Here is a 1767-nt window from a genome sequence, read left to right as displayed (position 1 = left end):
TTACTTCATATCCACCAAAACCCACGCCTCCCTGCGGGCTTCAGCGCTTTTCACAGACGACCAGATGGCTGTCTGCCACTCTCGAGCATTGGCGCGCAGGGAAAAGGAAGTGTCCTGCCCGGCTCATCATTCCGCGTCGCCCATCAATCGGATCGTCCGATTTCGCAGCGCGGCATGAAACTGAATCGACGCCGGCGACTTCAGGAGAGGTGTTCATTTCTCGTTCAAGGTCTTCTCATGGTACGCTTGCCGTTTTTCCAAGACCCTGAGTTCGGGCGCGAAGTCGCTGACATCCATTCCATCTTCGAGGCTAGTGGCACAAAACCTCAAAAACAGATGCGCGTGGCACTTGTAGGCAATTTCGCCCCGCGTAAATGCGGTATAGCCACATTCACCACCGACGTATTTGAGAAGCTTTGCGAATTTCATCCGGAAATCGCGTTGGACGTATATCCGCTGGATGATCCGGAAAACCCTCTTGAATATACGGACGTAGCGGACACCATCGCGCGCAGCGATCCGCAGGATTATGCCCGCGTCGCCCGCCGGATCAACGAGTCCGGGGTAGACGCAGTCTGGCTTCAGCACGAGTACGGCATTTTCGGCGGGCGTGACGGCGAGATGGTCATTCAGTTCGTCGATCTGCTGGCCGCACCGTTGGTGCTTACCCTCCACACGGTGCTGGGAGAGCCTTCCGCGCGCCAGGGCCGCATCCTGCGCCATCTCGTGACCCGCGCCTCGCGTATCATGGTGATGTCGCATCACTCGCGCGACTTGCTCGAGAGTGAATACGGCGCACCGCCAGGCATTCTGGAAGTTATCGACCACGGCGCGCCAGACCGGCCATTCGGCCGCCAGGAAGAATTCAAGTCGATGCTGGGCTTGTCAGGCCGCAAGGTGCTCATGACATTCGGACTGCTTGGCCCCGGCAAGGGGCTGGAACACGCGATCCGCTCACTCCCCGCGATAGTGGCACGCCACCCCGAGGCGCTCTACCGCATCGTCGGCGCAACCCACCCGAACCTTGTTGCCGAGGAAGGCGAGGCCTATCGCGACAAGCTCATAGCCTTGGCCGAACATCTCGGTGTCGCCGATTACATCATTTGGGACAACCGCTTCCTCGACACGCCTGAATTACTCGACCAATTGGAAGCGTGTGACATTTACCTCACGCCCTATCCGGGGCTGGAGCAATCCACATCCGGAACTCTGAGCTACGCGGTGGCGCTGGGCAAGGCTGTCATCTCAACGCCCTATGTCCATGCGCGCGAACTGCTTGCGCAGGATGTCGGCCGGCTGATCCGCCCGCGCTCGAGCGAAGCCATTGCCGAAGCCGTCAATGCCCTGCTCGACGCGCCGGAAGCGATGGCCGCCATGCAACGACGGGCTCTGTTGCAAAAATCGTGAAGCTTGAGCATGCTTGGCGGAGATTGGACGGACGGAACGATGACGGATTTCAAGTGGCGCCATTTCCAGGGTGATGTGATCCTGTGGGCGGTGCGCTGGTATTGTCGCTATCCGATCAGCTATCGCGACCTTGAGGAAATGCTGGCGGAACGCGGCATTTCGGTCGACCATACGACGATCTATCGCTGGGTCCAGTGCTACGCCCCGGAGATGGAGAAGCGGCTGCGCTGGTTCTGGCGGCGTGGCTTTGATCCGAGCTGGCGCCTGGATGAAACCTACGTCAAGGTGCGGGGCAAGTGGACCTACCTGTACCGGGCAGTCGACAAGCGGGGCGACACGATCGATTTCTACCTGTCGCCG

1 protein-coding gene and 1 pseudogene are annotated in these 1767 nt (G+C 59.7%); both read left to right on the top strand.

Going from position 1 to position 1767, the window contains the following annotated elements; genetic code table 11:
* The coding region (locus tag LH128_RS25140; RefSeq protein ID WP_327195260.1) for a glycosyltransferase family 4 protein at nt 1-1407 on the top strand (1407 nt) is incomplete at its 5' end.
* Nucleotides 1408-1446: 39 nt separating this feature from the next.
* Nucleotides 1447-1767: pseudogene (locus LH128_RS25135) on the top strand (IS6-like element IS6100 family transposase); the annotation flags it as partial.

This window comes from Sphingomonas sp. LH128 (assembly GCF_000293195.2).
Taxonomy (GTDB): Bacteria; Pseudomonadota; Alphaproteobacteria; order Sphingomonadales; family Sphingomonadaceae; genus Novosphingobium; species Novosphingobium resinovorum_A.
Note: the sequence above shows the minus strand (reverse complement) of the source record. Positions and strands in the feature narration are given on the sequence as shown.